Genomic DNA, 8,305 nt, shown 5'->3' on the forward strand with positions numbered 1-8,305 from the left:
ACGGCCTTCAGCCAGCGGCCACCGCCGCGCACGATGGCGAAGGCGGCCATGAAGGAGATGAGCACGGCCGGGACGGTGGCGCCCACGGTCACGATGAGGGAGTTGGCGAAGTAGCGCAGGAAGTCGGCTTCGAGCACCATCTCGTAGTTGGCCAGCGTCGGTGAGGACGGCGGGATGAGCGGGTTGGTGCCGAAGTAGTTCGCCGAGGTCTTGAAGCTGGTGATCACGATCCAGTAGATCGGGACCAGCACGACGAGCAGCCACAGCCACCCGAAGGTGCCGCCGAGCCAGTTCTTGCGCTCCGTCGAGCTGCGCCGCGTACCGGAAGGGGTGGAGCCGGTGGAGCGGGCCGCGGGACTCGCGGCGGCTTGCGTGGTCATCGGTCAGGCCCCTTCCAGCTGGGAGTTGCGTTCCTTGCCACCGAGGCGCTGCAAGAGCTGGGCCAGGATCAGGCCGACCACGACCAGGATCACGGCGATGGCCGAGGCCAGCCCCATCTGGTTGGCGCGGAAACCGGTCAGGTACATGTCCAGGGCCAGAACGCGGGTCGCGTCGTTCGGCCCGCCGCCGGTGAGGACGAAGATCAGGTCGAACGAGGTCAGCGACCCCACGATCACGAGTGTCGAGGACGTGATGAGGGCGTTCTTCAACTGCGGCAGGGTGATGGAGAAGAACTGCCGCACCCGCCCGGCGCCGTCGAGTTGCGCCGCCTCGTACATCGAGACCGGGATCTGCCGGGTCGCGCCCTGGAAGATCAGGGAGTGGAACGGGATCCACTGCCAGGCGATGATGAAGATGACCACGCCCACCGCCAGCGTGCCCCGGCCCAGCCAGTCCTGCGTGAGGAAGCCCAGGCCCAGGCCCGGACCCAGCCCGAAGTTCGGGTCGAGCAGCGCCTTGTAGGCGATGGACACGGCCGCGGCCGACAGCAGCAGCGGCAGGAAGAACAGCACCGCCAGCAGGGCGCGGTACTTCTGACCCCCCGCGATGAACACGCCCAGCAGGATCGCCAGCGGTGTCTGGGCCAGCCAGGACAGCACGATGATCAGGAAGGTGGTCCACAGCGCGTGCGGAAGGCCGGGGTCCGTGAGCACGGCCTTCCAGCTGCCGAGACCGGCGAAGTGGATCGCCCCGATGCCGTCCCAGGAGGTGAAGCTCAGGACGAACACCCCGATGAGGGGGACCACGGCGAAGGTGGTGAAGATCAGCAGGGCCGGCAGCACCAGCCACCCCAGTCGGCCGGTGGAGGTGCGCGGCCCCGGGCTGATCCCCGTCGGGAGAGCACCGGGGGCCGTCCTCACGGACGCGCTCACGAGCCGATCGCCCCGTTCATGGTCTCGGCGAACTGCTGCGGGGTGATCGCGAGGCCGAAGAGCTTCTCGATGGTGTCCAGCAGGGTCTCGGCCTCGGTCGGCGACAGGGCCTGGTCCCACGACTGCCCGAAGGACGGGGCGTTCGTGACCAGGTCGTACGTGAACTTCAGCCACTGCTCGTCCTCGAGCCCGGCGAACGTGGCGTCGACACCCTTGACGACCGGTATCGCGCCGGTCGCCACCCACTCGTGGGCTTCCTCGTCGGTGTTCAGACCGTCCTTGAAGAAGGCCAGGGCGATGTCCTTCTGCGCCTGGGACGCTGTGGAGGAGACCGACAGGTACTGGGCCGGGTTGCCGAAGGAGTTGGCCGGGTCGCCCTTGCCCCCGGCGACGGCGGGGAAGTTCACGTACCCGAGGTTGCCGCCGGAGACGAAGTCGCCGCCGTCGGACTTCATGGAGCCGTACGTCCAGGGACCGTGCAGCATCATGGCGGCCTTGCCGGAGTACAGCAGCGCCTGGTCGGCGTTGGAGTCGGCGGTGATGGAGGCGAAGCCCTTGACGAAACCGCCGGCCTTGATCAGGTCCTGGACCTTGGTGAGGGCGTCGATGGCAGCCGGGTCGGTCCAGTTCGGCGTGCCGTCGTAGATCGACTCGAACAGCTCGGGGCCGCCGATGCGGTCGAACAGCAGCTCCAGCCACATCATGCTCGTCCAGCGCGACTGCCCACCGAGGGAGAACGGCGCGATCCCCGCGGCGTTGAACTTCGGCACGAGGGCCATCAGCTCGTCCCACGTGGTCGGGGGTTCGACATCGACCTGCTTGAAGAGCTTCTTGTTGTAGAAGAGGACCAGCGGCTGCACCGTCTCGGTCGGGATGGCGTAGATCTTGCCCTCGACCGTGCCGGCGGCGAACGCGGCGTCCAGCAGCCGGTTCTTCACACCAGGGTTCTGGGCGAACCAGGCGGTCAGGTCGTCGACGTGACCGCTCTGGGCGTAGTCGCGCAGCGTGCCGCCGCCCCAGCCGAAGATGATGGTCGGGGCCTGGCCGGCGCCGATGGCCGTCTTGATCTTGGCCTTGTAGGCGTCGTTCTGGAACGAGCTCGTCGTGATCCGCTGGTCGTCGTGCGTTTCGTTCCACTTCTGGACGGTGCCCGAGCGGACGCCTTCGGCCGGCTGGCCGGTGAGGATCCAGTCGGTGGCCTCGTCGCCACCGGCCTGGCCGGGGCCGGAGTCGCCGCACGAGGCCAGCGCGGTCGCGACCAGCGGGGTGGCGGCGGCCAGGGTGAGGAAGGTCCGACGAGAGGCGCGGTTGTGATCCACAGTGATCTCCAAAGTGCCGTGATCGAAGTCAGCGCTCGCAGGGGCGCTGCGGCCTGGAACGGCCGGACGGGGAGTGGGGGGGGAGGGGGCGGACAGGACGGGGTCAGGTGTCCGAGGGGCCTGCTCACGGCGTCCACGGGGCACCGGCCGGGGAGTGCGGGGTGTCGTCCTCCGTCGGCGGGTCAGGTGGCTCCCGTGGGCGCCGACCCCCGCCCTGCCACCACGTAGCTGGTGCACGCGTCGCACGGGACCAGGTCACCGGTCCTCACCAGCGCCTCGAGGGCGTGGCGGGCAGTGGGTACCGAGACACCGTGCCTGACGGCGAGGGACGTCAGGGTCTCGATCTGTTCTCCGGGGGTGTAGTCGCCGGCCCGGACGGCGCGGCGCAACGCCACTTCGAGCTGGTGCCACAGCGGCAGGCGGCTGACCCGCTCGAACGGCAGCTGGGGAGGGTCCCCGCTGCGCCTCCAGTGCGGCCGAGGACACGACCGTGCTGCGGGGCGCTGCCCGCCGGGGGCGGCAGCCGTCCCTGTGCGCACCGTTCACGGCTCCCTGTCTGCGTGGTCCCCTCGGGACGAGGCCGTCCAGCGGTCCGGCCCCGCCGGCCGCCCGCCCGGCGGTGGGCCGGCTCGGCGCTCCCACCAGCACCGGACGGGTCGGGCGACGTCGCCGTCTCCACCGCCTACACCGGTTCCGTGAGCGACTCCTGGAGGGCTCGGTCGGCCGCGACCAGGACCTTCGCGGCGACCGAGACGCCCTCCTCGCTGCCGAGCTCGTTGTCCTCGTGCTCGATGTTCACCATCATCTCGGGGTCGACCTCGTGCAGGGCTCGCAGGAACTCCGTCCAGTACGCGACGTCGTGCCCCTTGCCGAGGGCGACGAAGTCCCAGGAAGCCTGCTTGGGCCAGCCGTTGCCCCACACCTCCCCGAAGAAGCCGTTGTTGTCCAGGACGCCGTTCAGCTCAGCGCGTGAGCGGTTGACGCGGACGTCCTTGGCGGCGGCGTGGAACACGAGCTCCCCCAGGTGCCGGACGACCGCCACGGGGTCCATCTGCTGCCAGAACAGGTGCGAGGCGTCCAGCTCGACCCCGACGTTCGTCGCGCCGGTCAGGTCGATGAGCTTGTGCACGTCGGCGGAGTTGAAGACGACGTTCTGCGGGTGCAGCTCCAGGGCGACCTTGACGTCGTGGTCCCGCGCGAACCGGTCGGTCTCGCGCCAGAACGTCGCGGCGACGCTCCACTGGTGGTCGAGCACCTCCCGGGACTCCGGGTGCCAGGCGTTGACGACCCAGGTCGGGTACCGCGTGCCGGGTTCGCTGCCCGGCAGGCCGGACATGGTCACCACCCGGTGCTGACCGAGGCGTTCGGCCAGCTGGATCGAACGTCGGACGTCCCCGGCGTGGCGGTCCCCGACCTCGGGGTTCGGGTGCAGGGGGTTGCCGTTGGTGTTCAGCCCGGCGATCCCCACCCCCGTTCCCTCGAAGATCCCGAGGAAGTCGTCGCGGGCGGTGTCGCTGACCAGGACGTCGTCCATGGTCGGGACGTGCACCGCCGGCAGGAACCCTCCGGTGTTCAGTTCGATCCCGGTCAGCCCGTTGGCTGCGACGACGTCGATCGCTTCCTCCAGGGGCCGGTCGCGCAGGATGGCGTCGTACAGGCCGAGTCGCACGGCTGTTCTCCTCAGGGTCGGGTGGTCACGGGTTGACGGCGACGGTCGCGCCGCCCAGGGCGGCGGAGCGCGTGCCGGCCTCGAGCAGGACCATGTTGTGCAGTCCTTCCTCGAACGAGGCGTTGCGGGGTAGTGCGTCTGCTCCGGCGACGCCGGCGACCTCCTCGAGGAACGCGCGGGCCTGGAAGACGAACCCTTCGTTCTGCCCGAACCCGACACCGGCGGTGTCCAACGGCAGCCCACCGGCGATGTAGGGGTGCGCGCCACCGAGCAGGACGGTCCGGTTGCCGCGCTGGGCCTCTGGACCGTCGGTGAGGTAGAGCTCGATCTCGGAGGGACGCTCCTGGTGCCAACGGGCCGAGCCCTTCGAGGCGAAGACCTCGATCTCGAGCCGGTTCGTGCGTCCGGTCGACACGCGGGACGCCTCCAACGACCCCGCTGCTCCACTGGCGAAGTGAGCGTTGAACGAGGCGTAGTCGTCGTTCTCCACCGTCTCCAGGGCGCCGCTGGCCAGTGCCGGCCGTTTGGGCACCACGGTGGCGAACCGGCCTCCGCTCACGGACGTGATCTCACCGCCCGTGAACTCCAGCAGGTACCCGACGTGGCTGCCGAGGTCGGCCAGCGCCCCGGTGCCGGGCGCCCCCTTGAACCGCCAGCTGTTCGGCGTGGTGGGGTCGGAGCCGTAGCTGGTCAGGTAGCGGCCGTTGACGTGGTAGACGTCCCCCAGGGTGCCCGTCTGCAGGAGGTCGCGCAGGTAGGCGATCCCCGGTGACCGTCGGTAGGTGAACCCGATGCGCGCGACGCTCGACGCCGTCCGCGCCAGGTCGGCCATGGCCTGGGCGCTCTGGATCGTGTCCGAGAGGGGTTTCTCGCACAGGACGTGCTTGCCCGCAGCCAGCAGCGCCTCGACGATCTCGAGGTGCAGGGAGTTGGCGACGACCACGCTGACGACGTCGACGTCCTCCGCGTCGGCCACGGCCTGCCACGACGTGTCGTGACGGTCGTAGCCGAAGCGGTCCGCGGCCGCTCGCGCGGCTCGCTCGGCGACGTCGGCGATGGTGACCAGGCGCACCGGCGGCAGCACGCTGTCGTACAGGGTCGTGGCACTGCGGTAGGCGGCTGCGTGCGCCTTCCCCGCCTGCCCGGCGCCGATGACGGCGACGCCGATGCTCTCGTCAGACATGTCCACTCCCACGGGGGGTGCTTGGGTCGGGGTTCACGGGGGTCCTCTCCGGGTGCGTCACGCGGCGGCCGCCTCGCGCAGGAGCCGGTCGATCTCGTGGCGCTGGTGGATCGCGGTCTCGTCGGCGTTCTCGGCCTCGCCGAACACGTTGGAGACGATGAGGGCCTCCGGGCGCGTGAGGTAGCCCGTCGTCTGCAGCACCGTGAACAGTTCGGTCCAGTCGACGTCGCCGAGGCCGATCCGTGAGTGCTGGTGCACGCGCGTGGCGTTGCCCGGGGGGTTGGTGACGTAGCGCAGGCCGCCGGAACGGCGGTGGTCGAACACGTCGGCCGCGTACACGGCGCGGAGCCGGTCGCCCACCTCCGGCAGCAGGGTCGCGGCCCGGTCGCCGTAGTGGAAGGTGTGCGCGGCGACGTACACGAAGCCGAAGGCCTCGTCGTCGAGAGCCTGGACGATCCGCCACGCCTCGAGCCCGTCCTCGACGAAGTCGTAGGGGTGCGCGTCGAAGTTCAGCTGGACGCCCTCACGCCGGATGGTCGGCAGGAGGTCCTCGATGGAGCGGTAGAAGGCCGCTTCGGACCGCTCGCTCTGCTCGGGGAGGCCGCTGAACTCGGTGTTGATCTGGGTGATGCCCAGGTCCACCGCGACCTGGATGGTGCGTTCGAAGTTGCGCACCGCGTCCTTCCGGATCTCCTCGTCCGGCCAGGAGATCCGCTGGACGACCAGGGTCGCCGGGAGCGAGACACCGGCATCGGCCAGGGCCTTGGAGAACGTCGCGATCGTGCCGCGGTCGATCTTGGGGTAGCGGTAGGCGGGCAGGATGCCCGGGTGCGCCAGGTGCAGGTGCTGGTAGCCGTTCCGCGCGATCCGGTCGGGCAGCTCTCCCAGGGGGAGGTCGAGGTAGGGCGCGGGGTCGATGGCGATCTTCATGCGGGGTGGTGCCTCCTTCGGGCAGGTGTCCGGCGGCGGGTGCGGTTGCCTCGCGGGTCGACCGACGTGCGTCGCGGGCGACGTGCCGGTCGGGTCGAAACCCCGACGCACCTGAGGAGCGCGAACGCAGGGAGCCGTTCGTGGTGCCGCGCTCCAGCAGAACGGCAGCAGTTGTTCTCACCGTCTTCGAGTCGACCGCTGGAGCCTCGATGCTGATCCAGCAGCTGACGACCTGGCCGATGCTAGCGCGCTCTAACATGTACTGACAACCCTGTTTCCGGGAGTTCTGGAACCGTTCCGGCCGGGACGTCGCCGCGGTGACGGCGGGTCGGGGCGGCGCCGGGTCGGCCACCGCGGACGCACCTCGTGCTCCGCCCCGGGCCCTCGCCCGTATGCTGACCGCAGCTCCGGCCGGCACGGAGCCGGCGTGTCAGTGATCGACAGAAGGCGACCGTTCGTGAGTGTCACGATGGAGGACGTCGCGCGAGCGGCCGGCGTGTCACGTGCGCTGGTCTCCCTGACCTACCGGGGCGTCGGGCGCGTCAGCGAGCAGACGCGGCAGCGGATCCTGGCGGTGGGTTCCCAGCTGGGGTACCGGCCCAACATGGTCGCGGCCCGGCTGGCCAGCCGGGCCGCGAACACGATCGGGGTCGTCCTGCTCGACCTGCACAACGACCTGTACGCAGACGTGTACGACGGACTGCGCTCGGTGGTGGATGCGACCGGCAAGCACATCGTCCTGGCGGTCAGCCGCGCCGACGGCAGCGGGGACCAGCAGGCCCTGGAGACTCTGCTGCAGTCCCGCGTGGACGTCGTCATCGCCGCCGGCCTGCTCATCCCCGACCGCGCCGTCCACCGCGTCGCCGAGTCCGTGCCGATCGTCAGCGTCGGTCGTGACATCCCCGGTGTCGACAGCCTCTTCTCCAACGACTTCCTGGGGGCCGAGCTCGCGACACGGCACCTGCAGGACCTGGGCCACCGGGACATCGCCTTCCTGGCCAACCCGCAGACCGACGGGTACCGCGGCCGGCTGCAGGGGTACGAGGTGACGATGCGCTCGGCCGGCCTGGCGCCTCGCGCGATCCCCACCGCGCACTCGCGCACGCAGGCCGCCGAGGACGTCAGCGTCCTGCTCGACGACGCGAGCCCACCCACCGCCGTCTTCGCGCACAACGACCAGGCCGCGCTGGGTGTGCTGGACGCGATGGCCGTGCGCGGGCTCACGTCCGACGACGTGTCGGTCGTCGGTTACGACAACTCCTCGGTCAGCAGCGCCCCGGGGACGGCGCTGACGACGATCGACGTCCACGCGACGCAGGTCGGCCGCGCCGCAGCGGAAGTCGCCCTGGCCCGACTGGCCGCCCCCGGTGCGGAGCGCACCGTGCGGAGCTGGGAGCCGAGCCTGGTCGTCCGCACCACCACGCGCCCGCACCGCCCGTCCTCGGACTGACCGCTCCCGGCCGCGGTCGGCCGGCGTGCGAGCGCGGGACCGCCGTCTCGCGGTACCCGGTTCACCACGGTGCTGCTGGGGGACCGAGCGGCCTTCGTCGTCGATCGACTGGAACTCCGCGGGCGACCCCGCTGAGTGATGCAGGTCACCTCCGCTGGGGTCGATCTAAGTAGACCGGTCGTCTAGAGTCGGTGTCACAGCCGAACGGCCACCGAGGCGCAGACCTCGACCGCTCCGGCCGACCACCGATCCGCACGACACCGCAGGAGTCACCGTGAACGTCCTCATCGTCCTCACCTCCCACGACGAACTCGGCTCCACCGGCCGCACGACCGGTTTCTGGCTGGAGGAACTCGCCGCGCCCTACTACCGGTTGAAGGACGCCGGGGCCACGATCACCCTGGCCTCGCCCAAGGGTGGCCGGCCCCCGCTGGACCCCAA

Annotated in this window: 7 protein-coding genes and 2 pseudogenes; 2 read left to right on the forward strand and 7 right to left on the reverse strand. The window is 70.4% G+C overall.

Annotated elements, in window-relative coordinates; genetic code table 11:
• The 7 genes and pseudogenes from CLV37_RS26570 to CLV37_RS26600 all read right to left on the reverse strand — a co-directional run.
• Positions 1-380: pseudogene (locus CLV37_RS26570) on the reverse strand (carbohydrate ABC transporter permease); the annotation flags it as partial.
• 3 nt (positions 381-383) lie between these two features.
• Positions 384-1,301, reverse strand: coding sequence for a carbohydrate ABC transporter permease (locus tag CLV37_RS26575; RefSeq protein WP_211298981.1), 918 nt, complete (start codon positions 1,299-1,301; stop codon positions 384-386).
• 8 nt (positions 1,302-1,309) lie between these two features.
• Positions 1,310-2,632, reverse strand: a complete 1,323-nt coding sequence (locus CLV37_RS26580; protein WP_106215752.1) for an extracellular solute-binding protein — start codon at positions 2,630-2,632, stop codon at positions 1,310-1,312.
• 182 nt (positions 2,633-2,814) lie between these two features.
• Positions 2,815-3,171, reverse strand: a complete 357-nt coding sequence (locus CLV37_RS29270; protein ID WP_106215753.1) for a GntR family transcriptional regulator — start codon at positions 3,169-3,171, stop codon at positions 2,815-2,817.
• Between the two features lie 143 nt (positions 3,172-3,314).
• Positions 3,315-4,301, reverse strand: a complete 987-nt coding sequence (locus CLV37_RS26590) for a sugar phosphate isomerase/epimerase family protein (protein ID WP_106215754.1) — start codon at positions 4,299-4,301, stop codon at positions 3,315-3,317.
• A 25-nt stretch (positions 4,302-4,326) separates the two neighbouring features.
• On the reverse strand, positions 4,327-5,484 hold the full coding sequence (locus CLV37_RS26595; RefSeq protein ID WP_106215758.1) for a Gfo/Idh/MocA family protein: 1,158 nt from the start codon (positions 5,482-5,484) through the stop codon (positions 4,327-4,329).
• A gap of 57 nt (positions 5,485-5,541) precedes the next feature.
• Positions 5,542-6,414: a sugar phosphate isomerase/epimerase family protein gene (locus CLV37_RS26600; protein WP_106215755.1), complete on the reverse strand. Its 873-nt coding sequence runs from the start codon at positions 6,412-6,414 to the stop codon at positions 5,542-5,544.
• 457 nt (positions 6,415-6,871) lie between these two features.
• On the opposite strand from CLV37_RS26600, the gene CLV37_RS26605 reads away from it, so the two are divergent.
• Positions 6,872-7,864, forward strand: a complete 993-nt coding sequence (locus tag CLV37_RS26605) for a LacI family DNA-binding transcriptional regulator (RefSeq protein ID WP_211298980.1) — start codon at positions 6,872-6,874, stop codon at positions 7,862-7,864.
• A 274-nt stretch (positions 7,865-8,138) separates the two neighbouring features.
• A pseudogene (locus CLV37_RS29165) lies at positions 8,139-8,305 on the forward strand (type 1 glutamine amidotransferase domain-containing protein); the annotation flags it as partial.

The sequence above is a fragment of the Kineococcus rhizosphaerae genome, from assembly GCF_003002055.1.
GTDB lineage: Bacteria > Actinomycetota > Actinomycetes > Actinomycetales > Kineococcaceae > Kineococcus > Kineococcus rhizosphaerae.

What these genes read in the sequence shown, in the direction of transcription:
- CLV37_RS26595 (WP_106215758.1), bottom strand. Translation starts at nt 5,484, where the DNA reads ATGTCTGACGAGAGCATCGGCGTCGCCGTCATCGGCGCCGGGCAGGCG.
- CLV37_RS26600 (WP_106215755.1), bottom strand. Translation starts at nt 6,414, where the DNA reads ATGAAGATCGCCATCGACCCCGCGCCCTACCTCGACCTCCCCCTGGGA.